The organism is Mesorhizobium sp. M7A.F.Ca.AU.002.02.1.1 (assembly GCF_003998535.1).
GTDB lineage: Bacteria > Pseudomonadota > Alphaproteobacteria > Rhizobiales > Rhizobiaceae > Mesorhizobium > Mesorhizobium ciceri.
This window is the reverse complement of record NZ_RZPB01000018.1, coordinates 1-23,035: the sequence shown is the minus strand read 5'-3', so window position 1 is coordinate 23,035 and position 23,035 is coordinate 1. Positions and strand designations below refer to the sequence as shown.

Genomic DNA, 23,035 nt, shown 5'->3' with positions numbered 1-23,035 from the left:
ATGCTTCGGCTCCTGCGCCTGCCCCGGCCACTGCGCCTGCCGCCGGCTCGACGCCGCCGGCGACCAACGGCACGGCTCCCGCCGCACCGGCGACCCCGCAGGTTCCAAACCAGTAGTCCTCGGTGCCTGAACCGCGATCTGTGGTCGTTTGAACACAGTCGCGGCAAATGCAGCGAGATCACGAAGATTCGACGGGGTGAGGCATGGCCCCACGCTTGAGGCGGCCGCGCTTATTCGACTATAGATTGCACGCGGCATTTCCGGCGCCCTTGGGGGGCGCTGGGCGACGCCGTGGCAACAAGCATAGAACGATCGGATCTTCGCCATGCAGCTTCGCAGCTTCATTTTCCTGGGACTTTGCGCCGCACTCGGCGTGAGTTCCCCCGCTTTCGCAGGCGTTCCGGCCAATATGGCCGCACAGCCTTCGGCTGAAACAACTTCTGCCATCAACGTCGCCGTCAAGAGTGATGCGTCGCAATTGAAGCTTCTCAAGAAGAAGAAAAACCCGACGCCCGACGACCTCGCCCAGATCAAGAAGATCGAGGCCAAGATCGTTGCCGACAAGGAAGCCGCCAAAGCCAAGGCGCTCGAAGCCAGGAAGCTGGCAATGCGCGAGGCGGCAAAGGCCAAGGCCGACGCGGAACGGCAGGCGTTCCTTGCCAAGAAGGGCAAGAGCGCGCCGGCAACCGAGGTGGCCGATGCCAAGCCGGCCAAGAAGCAGGCTGCCAAGATCATCGAGCCTATCGAACCGATAGCGCCGATCCAGTCGGCCGAGCCGCTTCCGGCGGAGGCCATGAACGTCGCCCTGACCGGCAACAATGGCGAACTGCGCAGCGAAGTCATCGGCCAGAAGAAGCCGAGCGGCGGCGGCCTGTTCGCCGGCCTTTTCGGCGGGACGTCGTCCGGCTCCTCGATAAGCTATCTTCCCGAGACGCGGGCTCTCGATCAGGCTCTCGCCAAGAGGGAGGCCAAGAAGCAGTTCAAGGTGAAGCCGGAATTCGTGCCGCAGGACGTGGAATTCACTGGTTACGATGCCGGCACCATCGTCATCGACACCAGCGCGCGGCGCCTCTACCTCGTCGAATCATCTTCCACCGCGCGGCGCTACGCCATTGCGGTCGGTCGCGAGGGCCTGCAGTTCAAGGGCACGGTCGCGGTCGGTGACAAGCAGGAATGGCCGCGCTGGATCCCGACGCTGGACATGCAGAAGCGCGAGCCGAAGCATTACGGCCAGTATAAGGACGGCATGCCTGGCGGTGGCCAGAATCCGCTCGGCGCCCGCGCCATCTATCTCTATGACGGCAAGAAGGACACGCATCTGCGCATCCACGGCACCATCGCGCCGCAGTCGATCGGAACCAGCGCCTCTAATGGCTGCTTCCGCATGATCAACGAGCACGTCATGGATCTCTACAGCCGCGTCAGGGTTGGCACCAAGGTCGTCATCATCTGACGTTTTCGTCATCCTGCCGAAAGGGCCGGCTCAGCCGGCCCTTTTGTTTTGCCCTGTTCACGATCCGAGCGCCTTCTTGGGAAAAAACCTTCGCGGTGGTTTTTTCTCTGGCGGAATCAATCCGGCCGCGTTAAGCGATGACTCCCATGGCGCGATATGTATTCATCACAGGCGGCGTGGTTTCCTCACTTGGAAAAGGCATTGCCGCAGCGGCCCTTGGGGCTCTCCTGCAGGCGCGAGGCTATCGCGCACGCATCAAAAAACTCGATCCCTATCTCAATGTCGATCCGGGGACGATGTCGCCGTACCAGCATGGCGAGGTTTTCGTCACCGACGATGGTGCGGAAACCGATCTTGATCTTGGCCATTACGAGCGCTTCACAGGCCGCTCCGCCAACCAGCAGGACAACATCACCACCGGCCGCATCTACAAGAACATCATCGAGCGCGAGCGGCGCGGCGACTATCTCGGCGCCACCGTGCAGGTCATCCCCCACGTCACCGACGAGATCAAGAATTTCGTCCTCAACGGCAATGACGACTATGATTTCGTGCTGTGCGAGATCGGCGGCACGGTCGGCGACATCGAGGCGATGCCGTTCCTGGAGGCTATACGCCAGCTCGGCAACGACTTGCCGCGCAACAATGCCGTCTACGTGCATCTGACGCTGATGCCCTATATCCCGACGGCCGGTGAGCTGAAGACCAAGCCGACTCAGCATTCGGTCAAGGAACTGCGCGGCATCGGCATCGCGCCCGACATCCTGCTGGTCCGCGCCGACCGCGCTATCCCCAAGGAAGAGCGCAGAAAACTGTCGCTGTTCTGCAATGTGCGCGAAAGCGCCGTGATCCAGGCGCTCGACGTGCCGCATATCTACGACGTGCCGATGGCCTATCACAAGGAAGGGCTCGATTCGGAAGTCCTGGCCGCCTTCGGCATCGATCCGGCGCCGAAGCCGCGTATGGAGCCGTGGCAGGCGGTGTCCAACCGCATCCACAATCCGGAAGGCGAGGTGACCATCGCCGTTGTCGGCAAATATACCGGCCTCAAGGACGCCTACAAATCGCTGATCGAGGCGCTGTCGCATGGCGGCCTGGCCAATCACGTCAAGGTCAAGCTCGACTGGATCGAATCGGAGATCTTCGAAAAGGAGGATCCGACGCCGTGGCTGGAAAAGGTGCATGGCATCCTGGTTCCCGGCGGCTTTGGGGAGCGCGGCTCGGAAGGCAAAATCCTGGCGGCGAAGTTCGCGCGTGAGCGAAAAGTGCCGTATTTCGGCATCTGCTTCGGCATGCAGATGGCCTGCATCGAGGCGGCGCGGTCGCTGGCCGGCGTCGAGCATGCGTCTTCGACCGAGTTTGGTCCGACCGAGGAACCGGTCGTCGGCCTGATGACCGAATGGCTGAAAGGCAACATGCTGGAGAAGCGCCGCGAAACCGGCGATCTCGGCGGCACGATGCGGCTCGGCGCCTATCAGGCCGAGCTCGCCAAGGGCTCCAAGATCGCCGAGATCTACGGCGACACTCAGATTTCCGAGCGCCATCGCCACCGCTACGAGGTCAATGTCGACTACAAGGAGCGGCTTGAGGATTGCGGCCTGGTGTTCGCCGGCATGTCGCCCGACGGCGTGCTGCCGGAAACGGTCGAATACCCGGACCATCCCTGGTTCATCGGCGTGCAGTATCATCCGGAACTGAAAAGCCGGCCGCTCGACCCGCATCCGCTGTTCGCCAGTTTCATCGAGGCAGCGGTGGAGCAGAGCCGGCTGGTGTAGGCCGGTCGGCCATGCAGACCTATGTCGCGCTGCTTTACAGCATCATTCTGGGCGAGGGCCGCCGGGTCGTCATGGCCGATCTCAAGGCCATGGCGGAAGATCTCGGGCTGAAGAACCCGCGCACCCTGGTGGCGACCGGAAATCTGGTCTTCGAGGCGCCGGCAACTGATATTGCCGACCTTGAACAGCGGCTGGAGGCAGCCTTCGAAAAAACCTTCGGCCGCCATGTCGACATCATCGTGCGTGGTGCCAAGGACTGGCTGAAGCTTGCCGCCGGCAATCCGTGCCCGGCCGATTCGGCCAAAGCAGGCGATCAGGTGGCCGTACGGGTGATGCGCAAGCCTGCGCCCGTGGAGGCCGTGACGGGGCTCCAGGCCTATGCCGGCGAGGATGAAAAAGTGACTTCGGTCGGCGGCGACATCTGGGTCGTCTTTTCGCGCGAGAGGCCAAGCTCGCGGCTGCTTGCGGCGATGAATCACAAGCGCATGGGCACGGGCACGTCGCGCAACTGGAACACGGTGCGCAGATTGGCCGAGATGCTCGGGTAGGTTTTGGGGCGGCTCTCGCCGCCCCAAAATTCACCTTGTCAGGCCTTCGCGGTCCTGGCGCCGGCGCCCAAAGCGGCGGTGCGCAGCACGTAGTAGATGATGCCGGCGATCGCCACGCCGAAGAACCAGCCATAGACACCCCACCAGGACGGCAGCCAGTTGGTGAAGTTGGGCAGGATCGACGAGAAGATGGCGCCGATGCCGGCGGCGATGAAGGCGTTGACGTGCCAGCCGCCCTGGAAGCGGAATTCGCCATCTTCGCGATAAAGCGCCTCGACGTCGACCTCACCCTTCCGGATCAGGTAGTAGTCGACCATCATCACCCCGAAGATCGGCCCCATCGTCGCGCCGATGATGTTGACGAAGGAAGCCGCACTGCCTTCCCATGGCGCGAAGGGATAGAGCAGCAGGGCGATCACGGCCGCGATATAGCCGCCCTTCTTGAAGTCGATCTGCCTGGGAAAGACATTGGAGAAGTCGAAGGCCGGCGAGACGAAGTTCGCCACGACGTTGATGCCAAGCGTCGCAACTGCAAAGGTCAGGGCAGCAAGGGCTGCCAGGAACCAGCTGTCGAATTTCGCCGATATCTGGTCGGGATGCAGCAGCACCTCGCCATAGACGTCAAAGGCGGCAATGGTGGTGACGCCGGCCACCAGAGAAAACAGGATCAGGTTGATCGGCAGGCCCCAGATGTTGCCCTTGCGCAGCGATGCCTTGTCAGGCGCGTAACGGGCGAAATCGCAGAAATTGAGATAGAGCGCCGAGAAATAGGTGACCCAGATCGCGGCCACCGCAAACAGCGAGGTCCAGGAGCCAGGCGTGCCGGGCACGCCCGCATCCTTCGTCTTGTCCAGCAGCACGTCCATCGGGATGTCGCTGGTGAAGGCAAATCTCCCGGATTTGACACAGAGATAGATCGCCAGGATCAGCATCATCACCCACACCGCGGGGCCGGCCCAGTCCTGGAAGCGGCGGACCGTTTCCATGCCGTTCTGGATGATCAGCAATTGCAGCCCCCAGATGACCACGAAGCAGATCACCTCCAGGCCGGTATGACCGAGGAAGTGCGTGCTGGCGTTGAAATCGGCGAACCATTGCGTGCGGATCAGCAGCGCCACGATCGCGCCCGAGGCGGCGGCAGTCTGCGCGCCGTACCAGAAGCAGGCGACGACGGCGCGCACCAGCGCCGGTATGTTGGCGCCCCAGATGCCGAAAGAGGCGCGGGCAAGCACGGGGTAGGGCACGCCCGTCTTCACGCCGGCATAGCCGACCATGTTCATCAGCGCGTAGATGATCAGCGAGCCGATGCCTATGGCGATGATGAAATTGACGAAGCCGCCGCAGAACAGGAACAGACTGGCGGCAAGATAGTAGCCCCAAAGGCTGTGGACGTCCGACGTCCAGACGTTGAAGATCGAGAATGGTCCCCAGTTTCGAACTTTGGCCGGAGCCAAATCCTCGTTGTACAGATCAGGTGAAGCACCCTGTATCGTCATGGCAATGTTCCCCTTTTGCAGCACGCGCCCTCACGCGTTGGCCGCGTGCAGGTTAAGCCTGCCGCAGGGGAACCGACAAGCAACCTATTTGCCGGCTTTGGCCTTAAAGATATTCAATGAGAACTGCGATTATCGATGCAAGGCGATGGTGGGTCATCGCTGGACCACGGATGAGTCGAGGTTCGACGCGGGGATTCCAATCTGAAGCGGTGGCTCCCGACATTTTCGGTTGGGGGGCATCTAAGCGATTGCCATCACCTGCTTGTGGTCCGCGACTTCGGCGAGCAGCCAATCCTGAAACAGACCGGTGCCTGGCTTGTTGCCGATGCTGCGACGCTGATGCAGGTAAATGCCGGCCGGATAGGTGTGGCGGGCACGGAACGGCGCGACCAGCTTGCCTTGCTGCAGAAAATCTTGCGCCATCATCGTGTCCGCAAGCGCTATTCCGGCGCCATTGATCGCTTCGCGCATGATCAAGGTGCAATCATCCAGTGTTGTGCTGGATTTTGGCGTCGTTTCCAGAACGCCTTCCTGCTCCAGCCAACGCTTCCATCTCATGGTTTCGCATTCATGGATCAGATGATGATTGACCAGATCGGCCGGCGATCGCAGCGGCACAGGCCCCTCCAGAAGCGAAGGCGCACAGACCGGCGTCAAAAGCAGCGGGATCAGCAGCGTCAGAGCCGGGCCGGCCTTGTAGACGAACTCGTCGACAATGGCCAAATCGAAGTTGGCGCGCTTGCCTGAAGTGGAGATCTCCAGATCCACCGACGGATGCAACCGGCGAAAGTTCGGCAACCGGTCCGCCAGCCAAAGGTTCAGAACGGTGGGCACGCACAAGACCCGAACACGTTGGATCTTGCCGTGGCGCGACCCCTCGGAGAGGCTGACGTCATCGGTGGCGCGCCAGATCGCTTCGAACGCCTCCGAGAGGCTGCGCGCATAGTAGGAGCCCCTTATGGTTGGCGTTATCTGGCGAAAACCGCGTTCGAACAGGTCCTGGCCAAGATTTCGTTCAAGCGCGCGGATGTGCCGGCTGACAGCCGAGGGTGTCAGATGCAGTTCTTCCGCCGCGTCCTTGACGCTGCCAAGGCGAGCGGCGGCCTCGAAAGCGCGCATGCCATTGAGTGAGGGAAGGGCCATTGGCCGATCATGAATTGTGAGTTGAGTTTTTGTCAATCGACATGGGCAGAATTCGCGTTTGATCGCCTGCCCTGTTAGGGGATACCCAGATGACAAGAGCAATTAAGTCGTCTCAAGAAAGCGACTATTTGGGGACCGGCATTATACCACGAACGGCGGAGACCGGCTTGACCAGTCTCCACCGGGGTGAGCGAAGCGTTGCTCGCTACCCGGCTGGTATTGCCGCAATCGGAGAGAGCGCCAGCCTATGCCTCAATCGCCAGCGCCGGTTTTCGAGACCGCGGACGAGATTTCCTCGGAAGCCTCCGTCGTCGTGATCTTGCAAACTGCCCAAACAGGCTTCGGCCCGCGGGCAGCCGCCTTGGATGCCGAGATGGGCGGGATTCTCTCGCGCGCCTGCTCCGACCCGGCCGCCTTGATCGAATCCGGCACCTGCATCGATCTTATTGCCCCGCAGTCCGTATCGACCAAGCGCGTGGTCGTCCTGGCCCTGGGCAAAGCTGAAGCCGTAACCACCCTATCACTGGCGCGCGCCGGCGGTCTGCTTGCCGCGCATCTCGAGGGCAAGGGGGAATGCGCGCCCACCCTGGTCCTGGACCCGATCGCCGGCGTTGACCTGCCCGGCGCCGAAATCCTGGCGCGTGTCGCGCTTGGCATGCGGCTACGCCGCTATCGTTTCGATATGCGCAACCGGCGGCAAGGGGCGGGAGCGGATAGAACCTTGCGGGTGAAACTGGTAGGGGCTCGCGGCCCGGATCTGACAGCGGCGCTGGCGCGGATCAATGCCATCGCCGACGGCGTCGAATATGCACGCACCTTGGTCAACCTGCCGCCGAACCATCTCCATCCAGACAATTTCCACGATCATCTTGAGCCCCTGCGTGAAGCCGGCATCGACATCGAAATGCTTGATGCCGCGCAACTGAAGGAGCTCGGCATGAACGCGCTTCTTGCTGTCGGATCGGGCTCGGCGCGCCCGCCGCGGGTCGCTGTCCTGCGCTACCGGGGCAAGGGTGCTCCCGCCCAACCACTCGCTTTCGTCGGCAAGGGCGTCTGCTTCGATTCGGGCGGCCTCTGCATCAAGGGCGGAGCGCAGATGTTCGACATGAAAGCCGACATGGGCGGAGCGGCCGCTGTGGTCGGCCTGCTGATCGCACTCGCCCGGCAAGGCAGCCCGGTACACGTTGTCGGTGTTCTCGGCATTGCGGAGAACATGCCATCCGGCACGGCGCTCAAACCGCGCGACATCATCACGACGGCGTCCGGACAGACAGTGGAAGTGTTCGACACGGATGCGGAGGGACGCCTGCTTCTGGCCGACTGCCTCCACTATGCAGCCACGCGCTTCAACCCTTTAGTGATCGTCGATCTGGCAACGCTGACCTATTCGGTGACGCGTGGGTTGGGGTCGATATTCGCCGGCCTGTTCAGCACCGACGATGCCATCGCGTCACAGATGATCGCGGCCGGAGAAACGGTCGGCGAGCGGTTCTGGCGGCTGCCGCTCGATCGGGCCTACGACGAGGGCCTGCAATCGCCGTTCGCGGACCTGCGGCATCATGCCAAGGATATGGAAGATGGCGATGCTCCCTATGCCGCAGCCTTCCTGCGCCATTTCACGGAAGATCGCCCCTGGGTGCATCTCGACATCGCCAGCAAGGAACTGACCGACACCGATCGGCCGCTCGGCAGGCAAGGTGCCACGGCATTTGGCGTGCAGATGCTGGAAGAGTGGGTGCAGGTCACCCGTAACATGAGTTAGGCGCCTGCCGCCGCGGACGATAAAAGTACCTTCAATCGCACTGGGAATTGGGATGTCATCTGAGATCATCGGCATGGAAGGACGGGCCGCTTTTGGCGCCTACGAGACCTGGTATCGGGTCAGTGGCGAACTCGGCGGCGAAAAGGCGCCTGTGGTGATCCTGCATGGCGGCCCGGGCGTCGCTCACAACTATGTCGATGCCTACAAGCTTCTTGCGCGAAGGGATCGCGCCGTCATCCACTACGACCAGTTGGGCTGCGGCAATTCCACCTTGCTGCCTGAGAAAGGCGCCGATTTCTGGACACCTGGGCTGTTCATCGACGAGCTTGAAAACCTCGTCGACCACCTCGGCATTCGGACAGGCTTCCACGTGCTCGGCCAGAGCTGGGGCGGTATGCTGGGCGCCGAATATGCCGTGACGCGGCCGCAAGGCCTGAAATCGCTGACCATAGCCAACTCACCGGCGTCCATGAAACTGTGGGTCGAAGAGGCCAACCGGTTGCGTGCGGATCTGCCCGCGGATGTGCAGGAGACCCTGACCCGACACGAACAGGCCGGCACGACGGACGATGCGGCTTACCAGGCTGCGACGATGGTGTTCTACGAGCGGCATGTCTGCCGGGTCGTGCCTTTCCCGCCCGAAGTCACGGAAAGTTTCGCCCAGGTCGTGCGCAATCCGACCGTCTATAATCTGATGAATGGGCCAAACGAGTTCCATGTCATCGGAACGCTGAGGAACTGGAGCATCGTCGAGCGCCTGCCGGCCATCGATGTTCCCACACTGATCATCTCCGGACGTCACGACGAGGCCACGCCCGCGACCGTGCAGCCCTACAAGGACGGCATCAAGGGGTCTCGCTGGGAGATATTCGAGCATTCCAGCCACATGCCGCATGTCGAAGAGCAAGATGCGTGCATGCGGGTGGTGGGAGACTTCCTGGACCACAACGATAACTGAAAAAAGGGGAATCAAGACATGAAGAAACTGCTTCTGGCGGCAACAGCCGCGGCATTGCTGGCCGGTACATGGCTGGCCCCGGCACAGGCCGAATATCTCAAGGAGCACCGAGGCGGCACCATCCGCCTGCTGGCCCGCTCCGCGGCCGGAACGCTCGATCCGCACATCAATTACACGGACCAGGGCTGGCAGATGTACCAGCCGATCTATGACGGCCTGGTGGCCTTCCGCAAGGCCGAGGGCATGGACGGTTTCACCATCGTCCCCGATCTGGCCGAGGCCCTGCCGCAGGTCAGCAATGACGGCAAGACCTTCACCTTCAAGCTGCGCAAGGGCATCAAGTTCTCCAGCGGCCAGGATCTTGGCGTGAAGGACGTCGTCGCTTCTTTCCAGCGCATCTTCAAGGTTTCCGGACCCACCTCCGGCACGTTCTATGCCGGCATCGTCGGGGCGGACAAATGCCTGGCCGACACCAAGAGCTGCACGCTGGAAGGCGGCGTTGTCGGCGACGAAGCGGCCGGCACCATCACCATCAACATCACCAAGCCGGATGCCGAGCTGCTCTACAAGCTTGCCTTGCCGCATGCCGTGGTCCTGCCGGCGGACACGCCCGCTGAAGACATGGGTTCCAAGCCCATTCCCAGCACCGGCGCGTACATGATCTCCGCCTTCGACCCGAACAAGGGCATGACGGTTTCCCGCAACCCCAATTTCAAGCAGTGGAGCGAAGAAGCCCAGCCGGACGGCTATCCGGATGTCGTCCAATATGATTTCGGCCTGTCCGAAGAGGCAGCCGTCACCGCGATCCAGAACGGCGAAGCGGACTGGATGTTCGACGCTCTGCCGAGCGACCGCCTGGGCGAACTGGGCAGCAAGTCCATGGACCAGCTGCACATCTCGCCGCTTTCGGCTTGGTGGTACGCGCCGCTGAACAACCGTCTCGCACCCTTCGACAACGAAAAAGCCCGCCAGGCCGTTGCCTATGCGATCGATCGCAACACGCTGGTCAAGCTGTTCGGCGGCAAGGTGCTGGCCTCGCCGGTCTGCCAGGTCCTGCCTCCGGACTTCCCCGGGCATGAAGACTATTGTCCCTTCACCAAGAACCCGGGCGCCAAATGGTCGGCTCCTGATCTCGACAAGGCAAAGCAGCTCGTTGAGGACTCCGGCACCAAGGGCCAGAAGGTGACGATCATCGTCGAGGACACCGCCATTTCGCGCTCCATCGGCGTCTATCTGCAGAGCGTGCTGACCAGCATCGGCTATGTCGCCGACGTCAAGCCGATCTCGTCGAACATCCAGTTCACCTACATCCAGAACACCAACAACAAGGTGCAGATGTCCGTCACCCAGTGGTACAAGGACTATCCGGCGGCTTCGGACTTCCTGAACATCCTGTTCAGCTGCGCCTCCTTCCGCGAAGGTTCGGACGCCTCGATCAACATCGCCGGCTTCTGCGACAAGGAAATCGACGCCAAGATGCAAAAGGCATTGGACCTCGGCGTCACCGATCAGAAAGCCGCCGATAAAATGTGGGCTGAAATCGACAGGCAAGTCACCGACAAGGCACCTGCGGTCGGCCTCTTTACGCCGAAGCGGCTAGACTTCGTCAGCAAACGTCTTGGCAATTTCAAGTTCAACAGGCAGTTCAACTGGATGATCACCCAATCCTGGGTACAATAATGGCCTGGGTGCAGTAACGAACCGCGGAGGGGCACGTCCGTGTCGAACGTAGCTGTCGCCGCGCCGCGCAAGACGCGAGGGCCCTGGGCCGTCGCGTTTGCGAAGCTGGCAAGGGACAGGGCCGCCATGGCGTCGCTGGCCGTGTTCCTCCTCATCGTCCTTGCCTGCCTCAGTGCGCCTCTTTATGCGAAATGGGCAGGCGTGGACCCCTTCGCCTCGACGCTCGACGCCGTCATCCAGATCGACGGTGCCGACGTTCCGGTGATGGAACAATCGACGGAGGGGCTCGGGCTTGGCTACACACCGCTCGGCCCGACCTGGCGGCTGGGCAATTATTTCCTCGGCGCCGACAGCCAGGGGCGCGATGTCATGGCCAGGATGCTCTATGGCGGGCTGAGCTCGTTGCTGATCTCCGGAGCAGCAACCATCTTCACCCTGATCCTGGGCACGGCGGCGGGATTGATCGCCGGCTATTTCGGCGGCGTCACCGACACGGTGCTGTCGCGCTTCCTCGACATACTGTGGGCGTTCCCCATTTATCTGCTGGCGATTTCGCTCTCCATCGTCACCATCGCGCATGGCATCACGATAGGACCGATCCAGATCGAGTCCGGCAGTCTGTGGCTGCCTGTCATCATCATCGGTATCGTCTACGTGCCCTATGTGGCTCGTCCGATACGCGGGCAGGTTCTGGCACTGCGCAAAAGCGAATTCGTGCTCGCCGCGATCAATCTGGGCGTGCCGGGGTGGCGCATCCTGTGGCGCGACATCCTGCCCAACGTCACCACGACGCTGATCGTCTTCGTGCCGCTGATGATGGCGCTGAACATGCTTACGGAATCAGCCCTTTCCTTCCTTTCGATCGGCGTGCAGCCGCCGGCCGCGAGCTGGGGCACCATCATCCAGGACGGACAGGCGCTGCTCTACACCAGGCCACTGGTGGCGCTGGTGCCGGGCCTGGCGATCGCGGTTTCCGTCATGGCGCTCAATGTCTTCGGCGACGGTCTGCGCGACGCGCTCGACCCGCGCTCCAAGGTTCGGCTGGGGCGCGACTGATGATCTACGCAATCCTGCGCCGGTTCGGCCAGATGCTGTTCGTGATGTTCGGCATCTCGGTCATCGTCTTCCTGATTTTCTTCGCAACGCCGGGCTCCGATCCGGCGGCGCGCATCGCCGGCCGCAATGCATCGCCCGAAGTGCTGGAGGCGGTACGCCACAGCTTCGGCTTCGACCGGCCGCTCTACGTGCAATATGTGACGATGATGGAGAAGATCTTCGTCACCGGCGATCTGACCTCCTTCGTCAATCGTGGCTGGAAGGTGGTGCCGGCGGTCATGGATTCGATCCCGGTCACGCTCTCGCTGGTGTTCGGAGCGGCGATCCTGTGGGTGGTCGTCTCCATCATCATCGGCATCGCCGCCGCCGCCACGCGCGGCAGCTGGCTGGATAAGCTGCTGATGGCGCTAGGGCTGCTCGGTATTTCGATGCCGGTGTACTGGTTGGGCGAGGTGATGAACCTGATCACCCAGAGCCGCTACCACGACAGCTGGGCGTTCTCCTGGGTGCCGCCGCTCGGCTACAAGAACTTCTCCGACGATCCAAAGGGCTGGTTCCTGACCCTGGTCATTCCGTGGATCACGCTGTCCATTCTCTACATCGGCATTTATGGGCGCGTGCTGCGCGCGGCGATCATCGAATCCCTGCAGGAGGACTATATCCGTACGGCCCGGGCCAAGGGCCTGTCGGAGACCCGCATCCTGCTGCGCCATGCCTTGCGCACGTCGCTCATCGCCTTCGTCACCTTGTTCGGCCTGGATTTCGGTGCGCTGGTCGGAGGCTCGGCCCTGCTGACGGAGGTGGTGTTCGGGCTGCACGGCATCGGCAAGCTCACTTATGACGCGCTGCAGAATCTCGATCTGCCGATGATCATGGCAACGGTGATGTACGCTTCGATGTTCGTGGTTGTTGCCAATGCGGTGGTCGATTTCGTCTACATCCTTCTCGATCCGCGCCTGAGGACATCATGATACTGTCGGTGCGCGACCTCAAAGTATCCTTCCGCACAAATGATGGCCTGGTGCGGGCCATCGATGGCGTTTCCTTCGACCTCGAGGAGAGCGAGATCCTCGGCGTCGTCGGTGAGTCCGGTTCCGGCAAGACCGTGTCGCTGCTGGCCGTCATGGGTCTGATCACCGATCCCAACGCCACCATCGAAGGCTCGATCCGTTACAAGGGCCGCGAACTGGTGGGACTGCCCGCGCGCGAACTGAGGCGGCTGCGCGGCAACGAGATCGCGATGATCTTCCAGGATCCGATGACCGCGTTGACGCCTGTCTACACGATCGGCTGGCAGATCGCCGAACAGATCCGCGCGCATCGCAACATCAGCAAGTCCAAGGCGATGGAGCGCGTGGAGGAATTGCTGGCCGAGGTGAATTTTCCGAACCCGCACGAGGCGATGTCGCGCTACCCGCACCAACTGTCCGGCGGCATGCGTCAACGGGCGGTGATCGCAATGGCTTTGTCCTGCAATCCGGCGTTGCTGGTGGCTGACGAACCGACCACGGCGCTCGACGTCACCGTACAGGCCGGCATTCTCGATCTGGTGCGCAAGCTGCGCGCGACGCACAAGTCGGCGGTGGTCTTCATCACGCATGACATGGGCGTGGTCTCCGAACTCGCCGACCGGGTCATGGTCATGTATGCCGGCCGCGTGGTGGAGCGCGGCAGTCGCGCGGAGCTGTTTTCCGATCCGCGACACCCCTATACGCGCGCGCTGCTCGGTTCGATCCCGCCGCTGACCGGCGAAAAACCACGCCGCCTGCCGGCCATTCCCGGTTCGCCGCCGTCATTGCTGCGATTGCCGCAGGGCTGTGCGTTCGGTCCGCGGTGCCCGGTTCACTATGAGCCCTGCGAGGCCGGCAAACCCGACCTCGGGAGCGGCACTCATGCCGCGGCGTGCTTCAGGGTGGCACAGGCATGAGCGGATCGATGACCGACAAGAATCGCCCCATTATCGAGACGCGTTCGCTGGGCAAGCGCTTTTCGATCGGCAGCCGTTTTTCCGCCGAAGGCAAGCGAACCGTTCATGCGGTCGACAATGTTTCCCTGACCGTGTGGCGCGGCGAGACGGTCGGCCTGGTCGGCGAATCCGGATGCGGCAAGTCCACGCTGGCGCGCTGCCTGGTGAGGCTCTACGACATATCGGACGGCGAGCTTTTGTTCGAAGGCAACGATATCACCTCGAAGTCGCTGTCCGAACTCAGGCCGCTCCGGCGCCGCTTGCAAATGGTTTTCCAGGATCCGTCGGCATCGCTCAATCCGCGCCGGCGCGTCGGCGACCTGGTGGCCGAGCCGCTGCGCATCCATGGCAGGCTCTCGTCGAGCGAGATCACCAGACGCGTGGCGGAACTGTTCGACCTTGTCGGCCTGCTGCCGGATCACGTCATGCGGTTTCCGCACGAATTTTCCGGCGGGCAACGCCAGCGCGTCGGCATCGCGCGGGCTATTGCATTGAACCCGGACCTCGTGGTCCTGGACGAACCCGTCTCCGCGCTCGACGTGTCGGTGCAGGCGCAAATCGTCAACCTGCTTGCCGATCTGCAGGAGAAGCTCAATCTCACTTACATCTTCATCGCCCACGACCTGTCGGTGGTACGTCAGGTTTCAACCCGCATAGCGGTCATGTATCTCGGCTCGATCGTCGAAGAAGGGCCGGCGGAAGAAGTGTTTGCAGCACCGGCCCATCCCTATAGCCAGGCGCTGATCTCGGCGGTTCCTATCGTGGAGACGACGCCCAGCGGGACGCGCAAGCGCATCATCCTCACCGGCGACGTACCGAGCCCTCTGAACCCTCCAACCGGCTGCCGTTTCCATCCCCGATGCCCGATCGCGGCGGAGCGCTGCCGTTCGGAGCGGCCGCAGTTGCGGGAATACCGACCCGGTCGCAAAGTCGCCTGCCACTTTCCGACGATGTAGGCGACACTCACCACCGCACAGGTGATCGCCTTCGCCTGACAGATTTCTCAAAAAATTCCATTTTTTGGCTGGAACCAACCGGCTGTTGGTGCGTTTGGTGGGGTTCGATCGAGCGCATTGCGGTCGACCGGGAGGAAACGATGGATCAATTGCATTTCTTTTCGCCCGTGCGGATTTCGCGCGGGCAAGGACACCCTGCGGAAGAAATCGATAGTGTTGCCGAAGCCATGATGTTCTTGCGGAAATGGCCAACGGGACGGCGCGGTCCGGTTTATCAGTGCGCGCTGAACTGTTGCTCGGCCGCCTTGTCGGGCCAGATGTCGGCCGAGGAAGCAAGGAAAGCGTTCACCGGCTTTGCCCGCATCACGCGCCTTCTCGACGATGACATGGCTTTGCCGGTAGGCGGCGAAGGCAAGGCAAGCGTGCACGCATTGCGGCGATAGGCTGTTGTCCTGACGGTCCTACAAGGTCTCGCGCTGCAGCGGCGCGGGGATCTCGTTGTGCAATGCGCTCCGGGATGGGGCCTCGAAAGTTCGTCCTACATGGCGCACTTTCACAGCGGACGGTCGTCGTTCATGCTTACTTCAGTCACGAGCTTGCGGCGAAGCGCCATGGTGTAGTCGTCTGGCCCCTTCGGCGTCATGACGAAGGCCTGGGAACCGCCAATGACCGATTTGGCAAAATAGGATGCCAGAGGTTGGTCGGGATTCTCATCCTCCGTCGGGATGGCGATGGCATTGATCGTATATCCCTTGGCTATGGCGTTCGACCTGCTCGGCTGGACGGGAAGCCCGTCGTTGTTCTCGCCATTGGAGGAGATATCGATGACTTTCTTTGCGGCCTTTCCCGGGAACTGGTCGAGCAGGAGACTGCCGATGTCGATAGCCGAGGAGACGGATGTTCCGCCACGCCCTCTGCGGATGAAGCCGGTATCGCCTTTCCTGCTGATCACCGCAGCCGCCGCTTCGGCATCTTCCAGTCCGCAGATGCTTGTCCACGGCAGCACGACGCGCGCGTGTCCGGGGCTCGACCACTCAAAATAGGCAACGCCGATGCAACCAATATAATTCCGGCTGATGGCGGCGATGATCTCTGGCGAGGTGAGTGCCGCGGCATGTCCCTCGCGTTGCATATCGGCGATCTTCGGATCGATGGATGACGAAAAGTCGACCGCGAACACGATGGCGACGTCAACGTTCGCGGCATGGGCCGAGGCCCCCCAAAACAGCGAAGCTGCAAGTATTCCTGTCACTCTCGAGATTGAACCGGCCGGCGTCAGGAGACTGCCCCAGCCTGTCGCCCGCACCAGTTTGCGAAAGGATGGGGGGCCGGCGTCCTGATGATACACACTGCCAAACATGTCATTCTCCATCTCGACATCCGGTCGTTTCAAAAAGCGGGTTCAACATGTGGAAATCTGGCGGGTGGCCTTGGTGCCCACGCCGAAGAGCAGCAGATCGGCCTTGGTCCACAAGAGATAACAGCCGAGCAAGGTCAGTGGCATGGCGAGGGCCGCGAAGGAGCCGCTCCACCAGACCTCAGGCAAAGCGCGGGCGAGGGCCACTGTCGTCGCCAGCATTGCCGGCAACCGGCTGGCGAGCACCGCACTGCGGAACGGATCGGGCCAAGCGGCCGGCCAGATCGGAATTGGCGTGCCGGGCCTGTGGAAGGTGCTGCCGAATTTGCCCAGCGCATGCAGCAGGCCGGAGGTCGCCGCAAGCAATGGATCGCCGAGCAGCAACAGGGCAATGCCGAGCCCGATCGCACCCAGGCCCGACAGGAAGTCGCCTAGACGGTTGAGGGCGGGATCGGGAGCATCCGGCCTTGCCCAGGCCCGGTGATAGGCCTCGCCGCCCCAGAAGAAGACCAGGGTGGTCAAGGTCAGCGCAACAGTGCCATGGCTGCCAGCGAAATATTCGATCACCGCCATGGTGACGCTGCTTCCCTCATGCAAGCCGACCGGCGCGGTGGCAATCTGGATCGCCAGACCGACAATGAGGCCGAGCGCATTGCCGCTGTTGTAGTAGCCACCCGGTCCCTTCATGCGGGCGCGAAGCGCCGATACCAAATGTGCGACCGGAAGAAGGATTGTCCGCGCATCCATCACTGCGCCCCCGCGACAAGTCCGGCCGGGTCTGGAATACGTTTCGCATCACCGGCAAGGGCCATCACATTCCTCCACTGGACCTGAATTGTTGGGATGACGATCGCCCGCCCGATTTGCGGACGCAGTTGCAAAGGCAGGGGCCGCGTCGAAGGATTGAACCGAAGCGGTTCGCAAGGACGTGCGTGCCTGCAGCGCTCGGTTCGACATTGCAACGGACAGGATCGCACCCAGGATGATGCCGGCACCCAAGACGCTCGCGGACGAGCTCCGCTCGCCGAGAAAGATTGCCGCGCCCAGCGCCCCGAAAACGCTTTCTGCGCTGACGATCACGGCGGCGTGGCTGGCCGGCGTAAAGCGGAGGGCAACCGTCTGTATGCCGAAGGCAATCGCAGTGGAGAACACGCCGAGGATGGCCAGTTCCGGGCCGGCTGCGGATGCGGCGGCCAGCGACAGATTGCCTTGCATTGCACCGAGCGGCAGGGCGAAGGCTGCGGCGCCGAAGAACTGTGTCGCGGCAGCGGTGAACGGCCGCGCATGCACCTGCATGTGCCGGCCCAGCTCGACTGCCCAGAGCGCATAGCAGGCAGCCGAGAGGACAGCGGTAAGATCGCCACTGCTGAACCCGGCTATCCCATCCGACAACAGCAGGGCTCCAACAAGGGTCAATCCGGCGGCGATTGTAAGACTCGCTGTCGGACGTTCGCCTACGAGAAACCAGGCGGCCAGCGGTGTCATTACCGTTGCCGTGCTTACCAGGAAGCTCGCATTGGTGACGGAGGCCCCGAGATAGCAAAGCTGCTGGAGCGTGATGGAGATGGCAAACAGCGCGCCCACCTTGGCCAAGCTGGAAAAATAGTCCGGCCCGAGCGGAAGCCGCTTCTCCATGAAGACAAAGGGCAGCACAAGCAGCCCGCCGATCAGGCATCGCAGACCCACAGCACTCAGCGCGTCGAGATGCACAAGCACCATCTTTTGCGAGACATTGCCGAAGCCCCACAAAGCGGCTGCAAACAGCAGCAGCAAATTGGCTCTTGTCCTGGACACGCGCCCCCCTCGAACCAAGCCTTTCGTTGACTTGGTCGCCTTAATTTAGCAAAGCCTAAACAGCCTGCCGTTACGGCAGCGCTTGAGCGCGAAGGCCGACTGTTGCGAAGCGTTAGTTTTGAGTTAGGATTTCGTCAGGCTGGGATAGCAAATGCAAAGTGAGGACAGCGGCGCTGCAAATAGAATCTCACTCTTCGGCGGTTTCCGGATTGAAAATGAAACGGCCGGCCCGCTTCGGCTGACCGGGAAACGAGGGCCGGCAATCATCGCCTATCTGGCCCGGTGTCCGGGCATGGCGGCGACGCGGGAGAGGCTGGCTGACCTCCTATGGGGCGACAGCGACGCTGAACATTCGCGCAACAGCCTTCGGCAGGCCCTCAGTGTCCTGCGCCAGGATCTGGCGCGAGAGGGGGTGGATCTCATCCATTCCAGCGGTGAGTTGATCGCCCTGAGGCCAGAGCTGGTTCAAGTCGACGTGGAGAAGTTCGAAACGGGTCTCTCGGCCCGTTCCGCCCAGGAGCTGGCGAAGGCCTTGGCGAACTACACCGGGCCCTTCCTCGACGGGCTTTATCTGGGAAGCAATGCGTTCGATGACTGGATCACATCGGAACGCGACAGGCTGCTCGGCCGCGCGCTTGAGTCCTTCGAAAAACTGGCCCGTCTCGTCGACCCCGATGCCGGGCTGATCCTGGCCGATCGTATTCTGACCATGGAACCGACACGGGAAGAATCCTATCGGCTCAAGATGGAATTGCTGCTCGCATGTGGCCAACGCGACAGGGCAATCAGGACATACGAAGCTTGCAGAAGCATGCTGAAGAAGGAGTTCGGCGTCGAAGCCGGCCCTGAAACGCGGGCGCTTTGGCAATCTCTGTTGCTTGCCGCCGACGACGCTTCAAATGTGCAGTCGACAAATGGTGTTCCGTCCAGCCAGCGCCTTGGGCGTCCGTCCATCAGCGTTGCCGACTTCGTTAATCTGACCGGAAAGCAAGGCGACGACTTTTTCGCCAAGGGACTTGTCCAGGACATCACGACAGCCCTCTCCGGAGTGGCCGACTATGTCGTGCTCGCCGCGCTTCCGTCCGAGAAGAGCGGCCCAGGCGAAGAAGCCAAGACACCAGGGATACTCCGGGCGCGATATATGCTCAGCGGCAGCGTCCAGAGATCCGGCAATGGGTTGAGGGTGAATGTCCAGCTCGTCGATGCCGCCGGCGGCCACCACGTCTGGGCCCAGAAGTTCGACGGCCACTCCGAGAACGCGCTCGAATTCCAGGACAGGATCGCACAATCTGTTGTTCTTGCCGTGATCCTCGAACTTCAACTGACCAACTGGAAGGTTCGAGACAAAAGCCCGCCAGGGATCCCTGAAGTGCGCAGGCTGGTGAACGAAGCCCTCATGAAATATTTTGAGATGACTCGGGACTCACTTTTGGTCGGGATAGAGCTTGCCGAGAGGGCCTTCTCGATAGGTCCCGACAATGCCCGTGCAAAGCGGACGCTCTCGATCGTGATATCCATGGGCGTGGCGTTTGGTGCGCTGCCTCGGGGGCGTGGGGTGATCGAGCGTGCGGTCGAGCTTGCGGAAGCCGCAGTACGGGCGGTACCGGACGATGAAATTGCCCGATGTATTCTGTCGTTCGCTCTCGAAAGTTGCGGTCGCATCGACGAGGCGATCGCCGAATGCCGCCACGCGATCAGCCTCAACCCAAGCTACCCAACTGGCCACGGCGATATTTCGATGCTCTTTGCGTTGCGCGGACAGGTCGACGAAGCGGTGCGTGAGGCCAACGAAGCAATCCGGCTCGGAACGCACGATGTCATCGACTTCTGGCGCCACCACGGCCTGGTTGTGGCGCTCTTCGCTGGCGGAGACAACCAGCGGGCGCTCGAAGCCGCCCGCAAAGTAGTCAGGACAAAGCCTGGCTTCGTTCGCGGCGCCCTTTATTGGGCCGCGACCGCATCGGCCACCGGAAATAACGAAGAAGCGTCCCGGGCCATCCACCATTGCCTGTCACAACTTCCGCATCTCAATCTGAGCAACGTCTGCCCTGGCTTTGTGCCGCGCTATGTAAAGGATCATCATCATTCCCGGTTCCTTGAGATGCTGTCGAGGGCTGGCCTTCCCAGTTCCTAGCCACATCGTTGGCGCAGACACCGTCATACGAAGCTGGAGGGTTCCGTCCTCCGCCCAGGCATCGAAAGCAGACGACGCGTTGGCAATTCCGGCCAGGTCGACCTATACGCTACCCTGCGATTGAGGTATTCGACGCCCCACGCCGTGGCGCCGGCCAGTCATCCGCCGATTTGCGGCTTGGGCCTATCATGGCGCGTGATAGAGCCCGTACGACGCGATCCAACCTGTTGAAGTTACGAAACATGCAAGATTATCAAAGGTTAAGGGTAGCCATAGCGCCCATGATGGACTGGACGGACCGGCATTGCCGGTTCTTCCACCGTCAGCTGACGAGCCATGCGCTGCTTTACACCGAGATGGTGGTGGCCGACGCCGTCATCCATGGCGCACGCGAGCGTCTGCTCGGCTTCGATGCGTCAGAACATCCGGTCGCGCTGCAGCTCGGCGGCTCGGATCGCGAAAAACTTGCCGAGGCGGCGCGCATCGGCGAGGCCTTTGGCTATGACGAGATCAACCTCAATGTCGGCTGTCCGTCAGACCGCGTCCAGTCGGGCACGTTCGGCGCCTGCCTGATGAAGGTGCCGGACCTCGTTGCCGGCTGTGTCGCGGCGATGAAGGCGGCGGTGACAATTCCCGTGACCGTCAAATGCCGCATCGGCGTCGACGAGCAGGATCCGGAGCCGGCCCTCGATGCGCTGGCGGATGGGGTTTTCGACGCCGGCGCCGACGCATTGTGGGTGCATGCGCGCAAGGCGTGGCTGGAAGGGCTGAGCCCCAAGGAAAACCGTGACATCCCGCCGCTCGATTACAACAGAGTTTATCGGTTGAAGGCTAGAAAACCTAACGAATTCATTGGCATCAATGGCGGCATTCAGACGATCGAAGAGGCGTTGGCGCATCTCGACCATGTCGATGGCGCCATGCTTGGCCGCGCCGCCTACCACACACCCGGCATTCTGGCTGGCGTCGATGCCGCTTTCTACGGCGTCCAGTCCGAGCCGTTCGATTTCGCCGCGCTGATCGATACAATGGCGGACTATGCGGCACGTCATATCGAGCTGGGTGGGCGGCTTGGACATGTCACCCGCCACATGGTCGGACTGTTCCATGGCTTGCCCGGCGCGCGCCGCTACCGGCAGATCCTGTCCACCGACGCGACAAAACCCGGCGCCGGCCCGGACGTGCTGAAGGCGGCTTTCGCGGCCGTCGAGCTCGGCGGAGCGGCAGCCGAAGCGGCTTGAGATTCAGGGATCAGTCCCTGAGGATCATGCGGTCGCCGCGCACGTCAAAACCCGACAATGAACCGATGAAGTTCATGCCGAGCAGGCTCTGGCTGAGCATGCCGGGTGCGGCGATCATCACCGACATATCCCTGCGCGTGATGCCGCCGATCGCAATCTGATCGGTTTTCACGGCCGCGGCGCGTGCCATGCCGTTGGCGGTCGAAACCGGTATGGTGTAGTTGAGCGCCGCTGGATTGAATCCGGCGGCTTGTGCGTCTTCGGACGTCAGCACGGTGCTGGTCGCGCCGGTATCCACCACGGCCCGGACCGGGTTGCCGTTGACCAGGATGCGCGCTTCGAAATGGCCGTTGTCCGCCTTGTCGAGCGTCACCGTGGCGTGGCCGTCCTCGACGCCAAGCGCAAGCGGACTGCCGGGAACAAGGCCCGCGGTCACCCGGCTGGCGACATCCTGCAGCTCATAGCGGTACTGATAGCCGGCGATCAGCGCGAGCGCGATGGCCGCCCAGGCGCCTAAGTTGCGGGCCATGGCGCCCAGGGGTCGGCCCGAGCGAAGCAGGCCGGCGCCGATAAGGGCGCCAAAGGCGCCGAGCCAGATCAGCCGGCTGAAATCGTTGTTCTCCACGCCGAGGGTGCTGCCGGCGGAATCGTTGAGCATGAGCAGGACTGCTCCCACCCCGATCGCGGCCATCAATATCCAGAACAACCGGCTCATCCGCACCTCACGACAGCGCGTCGCGTTCGCGCGCCATGCGGGTGCGGCGCGTTTCCCGGCGCGGCCGGCGCTCGACCGTTTCCAGCCGGGCCGGCAATTCAGCCATGACGCTGCGGCGCGTTTCCGGCGTCATCCCGATCCAGGCGCCGATTTCCTCGCGCGTGCGGCCGCACCCGAAACAGAAGCCGGTTTTCATGTCGATCGAACAGACCAGGATGCACGGGGATTCGATGGCCGTCATGACTTTCTCTTGGGCTTCCATCCGCAATCCCTTGTTCCACCTCCACATGGTGCAACGGCAAAGCCAATGCAAGCCCTCGCGATTGCGCCCTTCGGGGCCGGCTTTGCGGCAAATGCAGGCCCATCATCCCAGAGGTTGTGCCAACCCCGCAAGGCGGCTATGCCGCTTACCAAATCCAGGGAATGATCGATAACAAGATGACCAGCGCACTGCCTTTCGACGATTTTCGCAACCTGTTGGCCAATCTGCCGGCGGCCGACACGGCAGCCGAGACCCGCGTGCGCACGCTGTTTGCCAAGGCCGAACCGGGCAATTCGCTTGGCCGCATCGAGGACATCGCCGCCTGGCTGGCCGCCTGGAGCGGGCGGGCTCCGCCCGCGGTGACAAGACCGCTGATGGCGGTCTTTGCCGGCAATCACGGCGTCACGCGCCACGGCATTTCGCCACGGCCGGTGGCGGCGACCGCCAACGCGGTCGAACTTTGCGCCGCCGGAGGTGCCGCGATCAACCAGATCTGCATTGCCTACGATCTCGGGCTTAAGGTTTTCGATCTTGCCCTGCACATCCCGACCGCCGACATCACCGAAGAGGCCGCGCTTGACGAGCGTGGCTGTGCCGCCACCATGGCCTTCGGCATGGAAGCGATCGCCGGCGGCACCGATCTTTTGTGTCTCGGCGATCTCGGCGTCGGCAACTCCACCGTCGCCGCCACCCTGTTTGCGGCGCTGTTCGGGGGCGGGGGCGCCGACTGGGCAGGCCC

The 23,035-nt window shown here is 62.3% G+C and carries 21 protein-coding genes; 14 read left to right on the top strand and 7 right to left on the bottom strand.

What is annotated here, in order from left to right:
- The first annotated feature begins 325 nt into the window (after positions 1–325).
- The 3 genes from EN879_RS02670 to EN879_RS02660 all read left to right on the top strand — a co-directional run bounded on the left by EN879_RS02670 (position 326) and on the right by EN879_RS02660 (position 3,776).
- On the top strand, positions 326–1,453 hold the full coding sequence (locus EN879_RS02670) for a L,D-transpeptidase (protein ID WP_013531734.1): 1,128 nt from the start codon (positions 326–328) through the stop codon (positions 1,451–1,453).
- A gap of 137 nt (positions 1,454–1,590) precedes the next feature.
- Complete coding sequence (locus tag EN879_RS02665; RefSeq protein WP_013531733.1) at positions 1,591–3,228, top strand: CTP synthase; 1,638 nt, start codon at positions 1,591–1,593, stop codon at positions 3,226–3,228.
- 11 nt (positions 3,229–3,239) lie between these two features.
- Positions 3,240–3,776: a DUF1697 domain-containing protein gene (locus tag EN879_RS02660; RefSeq protein WP_127273938.1), complete on the top strand. Its 537-nt coding sequence runs from the start codon at positions 3,240–3,242 to the stop codon at positions 3,774–3,776.
- Positions 3,777–3,814: 38 nt separating this feature from the next.
- On the opposite strand, the gene EN879_RS02655 is transcribed toward EN879_RS02660, so the two are convergent.
- Together EN879_RS02655 and EN879_RS02650 are read right to left on the bottom strand one after the other, a co-directional pair.
- Positions 3,815–5,272, bottom strand: a complete 1,458-nt coding sequence (locus EN879_RS02655) for an NCS1 family nucleobase:cation symporter-1 (RefSeq protein ID WP_024503329.1) — start codon at positions 5,270–5,272, stop codon at positions 3,815–3,817.
- Positions 5,273–5,512: 240 nt separating this feature from the next.
- Positions 5,513–6,415, bottom strand: coding sequence for a LysR substrate-binding domain-containing protein (locus tag EN879_RS02650; protein ID WP_024503328.1), 903 nt, complete (start codon positions 6,413–6,415; stop codon positions 5,513–5,515).
- A 247-nt stretch (positions 6,416–6,662) separates the two neighbouring features.
- On the opposite strand from EN879_RS02650, the gene EN879_RS02645 reads away from it, so the two are divergent.
- From EN879_RS02645 to EN879_RS39690, 8 genes are read left to right on the top strand one after another with little or no spacing between them, the layout of a single operon-like run.
- Positions 6,663–8,177 (top strand): leucyl aminopeptidase, encoded by a 1,515-nt coding sequence (locus EN879_RS02645; RefSeq protein WP_063167980.1) that lies wholly within the window; start codon positions 6,663–6,665, stop codon positions 8,175–8,177.
- A 52-nt stretch (positions 8,178–8,229) separates the two neighbouring features.
- The gene (locus tag EN879_RS02640; RefSeq protein ID WP_027161573.1) at positions 8,230–9,135 is read left to right on the top strand and encodes a proline iminopeptidase-family hydrolase; all 906 of its coding nucleotides are present in this window, start codon (positions 8,230–8,232) and stop codon (positions 9,133–9,135) included.
- A gap of 18 nt (positions 9,136–9,153) precedes the next feature.
- Positions 9,154–10,815, top strand: a complete 1,662-nt coding sequence (locus tag EN879_RS02635; RefSeq protein WP_024503325.1) for an ABC transporter substrate-binding protein — start codon at positions 9,154–9,156, stop codon at positions 10,813–10,815.
- Between the two features lie 39 nt (positions 10,816–10,854).
- Entirely contained in the window at positions 10,855–11,871 is a 1,017-nt protein-coding gene (locus EN879_RS02630) for an ABC transporter permease (RefSeq protein ID WP_063167981.1), read from the top strand.
- Positions 11,871–12,842 carry an ABC transporter permease gene (locus EN879_RS02625; RefSeq protein ID WP_013531725.1) on the top strand — a complete coding sequence of 324 codons (972 nt, stop codon included), beginning with the start codon at positions 11,871–11,873 and terminating at the stop codon, positions 12,840–12,842. The genes EN879_RS02630 and EN879_RS02625 overlap by 1 nt, the downstream gene beginning before the upstream one ends.
- Complete coding sequence (locus EN879_RS02620; protein WP_024503324.1) at positions 12,839–13,798, top strand: ABC transporter ATP-binding protein; 960 nt, start codon at positions 12,839–12,841, stop codon at positions 13,796–13,798. Before EN879_RS02625 ends, EN879_RS02620 begins: the two co-directional genes overlap by 4 nt.
- Before the next feature lie 8 nt (positions 13,799–13,806).
- Complete coding sequence (locus EN879_RS02615; protein ID WP_013531723.1) at positions 13,807–14,793, top strand: dipeptide ABC transporter ATP-binding protein; 987 nt, start codon at positions 13,807–13,809, stop codon at positions 14,791–14,793.
- Positions 14,697–15,236 (top strand): DUF982 domain-containing protein, encoded by a 540-nt coding sequence (locus tag EN879_RS39690; protein ID WP_224619186.1) that lies wholly within the window; start codon positions 14,697–14,699, stop codon positions 15,234–15,236. Before EN879_RS02615 ends, EN879_RS39690 begins: the two co-directional genes overlap by 97 nt.
- Positions 15,237–15,346: 110 nt before the next feature.
- On the opposite strand, the gene EN879_RS02605 is transcribed toward EN879_RS39690, so the two are convergent.
- Genes EN879_RS02605 through EN879_RS02595 form a run of 3 tightly spaced genes read right to left on the bottom strand, consistent with a single transcriptional unit; the run spans position 15,347 to position 17,944 of the window.
- Positions 15,347–16,153 carry a DUF1194 domain-containing protein gene (locus EN879_RS02605; RefSeq protein ID WP_063170236.1) on the bottom strand — a complete coding sequence of 269 codons (807 nt, stop codon included), beginning with the start codon at positions 16,151–16,153 and terminating at the stop codon, positions 15,347–15,349.
- Positions 16,154–16,195: 42 nt separating this feature from the next.
- Entirely contained in the window at positions 16,196–16,897 is a 702-nt protein-coding gene (locus EN879_RS02600) for a hypothetical protein (protein ID WP_127224125.1), read from the bottom strand.
- Positions 16,898–16,945: 48 nt separating this feature from the next.
- Entirely contained in the window at positions 16,946–17,944 is a 999-nt protein-coding gene (locus EN879_RS02595; protein ID WP_063167983.1) for a DMT family transporter, read from the bottom strand.
- Between the two features lie 151 nt (positions 17,945–18,095).
- Here EN879_RS02595 and EN879_RS02590 point away from each other — a divergent pair, with 151 nt between their 5' ends.
- A complete protein-coding gene (locus tag EN879_RS02590; RefSeq protein ID WP_063167984.1) occupies positions 18,096–20,078 on the top strand; it encodes a BTAD domain-containing putative transcriptional regulator in 1,983 nt (660 codons plus the stop codon).
- A gap of 242 nt (positions 20,079–20,320) precedes the next feature.
- Positions 20,321–21,319, top strand: a complete 999-nt coding sequence (gene dusA, locus EN879_RS02585; RefSeq protein WP_063167985.1) for a tRNA dihydrouridine(20/20a) synthase DusA — start codon at positions 20,321–20,323, stop codon at positions 21,317–21,319.
- Positions 21,320–21,329: 10 nt separating this feature from the next.
- On the opposite strand, the gene EN879_RS02580 is transcribed toward dusA, so the two are convergent.
- Complete coding sequence (locus EN879_RS02580) at positions 21,330–22,034, bottom strand: TIGR02281 family clan AA aspartic protease (protein ID WP_024503317.1); 705 nt, start codon at positions 22,032–22,034, stop codon at positions 21,330–21,332.
- A gap of 7 nt (positions 22,035–22,041) precedes the next feature.
- Positions 22,042–22,275 (bottom strand): DUF1289 domain-containing protein, encoded by a 234-nt coding sequence (locus tag EN879_RS02575; protein WP_024503316.1) that lies wholly within the window; start codon positions 22,273–22,275, stop codon positions 22,042–22,044.
- A gap of 197 nt (positions 22,276–22,472) precedes the next feature.
- Between EN879_RS02575 and EN879_RS02570 the strand changes: the two genes are divergently transcribed.
- A partial coding sequence (locus EN879_RS02570) for a nicotinate-nucleotide--dimethylbenzimidazole phosphoribosyltransferase (protein WP_206520917.1) occupies positions 22,473–23,035 on the top strand: 563 nt, incomplete at its 3' end.